This is a genomic window from Secundilactobacillus oryzae JCM 18671 (genome assembly GCF_000740055.1).
Classification (GTDB): Bacteria; Bacillota; Bacilli; order Lactobacillales; family Lactobacillaceae; genus Secundilactobacillus; species Secundilactobacillus oryzae.
In genome coordinates, this window is the sequence record NZ_BBJM01000070.1 from 1 (window position 1) to 772 (window position 772).

A 772-nucleotide genomic window follows, 5' to 3' on the forward strand; every position below is an offset into this window, starting at 1 on the left:
TGAAAGTCTCACGTGCTGCATATTACAAATGGATACACCGAACCCCAAGCAAACGTGCTCTGGAAGATAAAGAGATATTAAAGTACGTCAAAATTATTGAAGAGGAGAACGAATATACCCTTGGAGTACGAAGATTAATGATGAATCTTCATTGCGATACAACATATCGAACTAGTGCTGGAAAAATGCGCCGGATCATGCGTGAAAATGGTATCGTGGCTTCAATTCGCGTGGCACAGCATGATCGAAAAGCTCAACGGAAAGAGCACATCAGCAATAACCTCCTCCTTTCAGATGAAGGCCATAATTTTAAGCCAGACAAGCCAAATCAGGTCTGGGTAACTGATTGTACAGAGCTACGTTTTGGTTGGAAATTCAGTGAACGTTTGAGACTTAGTGCGATTAAAGACCTGAACGACCACAGTATCATTGCTTGGGACATTGAAGAAACTGAGACAGCCGATTTGGTGACTCGAACATTTGATAAGGCATTAGCAATAAGCAATGGTGCAAAACCAACGGTTTTACACTCAGATCAGGGATCAAGCTATACATCTGGAGTATTTAACAAACATCTAGCTAGCAATGGGGTTAAGCATAGTATGTCGCGTCCAGGAACCCCTGGAGATAACAGTCCTATGGAAAGCTTCTGGAGTCATATGAAGACCGAGTTCTTTAATTTTCACCATGCATTAAATCGAGAAGAAATGGTTCAACTTATCGAAAAATGTATTAACTGGTATAACTACAAGCGTCGCCAAGAAACACTAAA

The 772-nt window shown here is 41.1% G+C and carries 1 protein-coding gene; it reads left to right on the top strand.

Features of this window, described 5'->3' with window-relative positions:
- On the top strand, nt 1-772 hold a 772-nt coding region (locus LOSG293_RS09785), incomplete at both ends, for an IS3 family transposase (protein WP_034529878.1).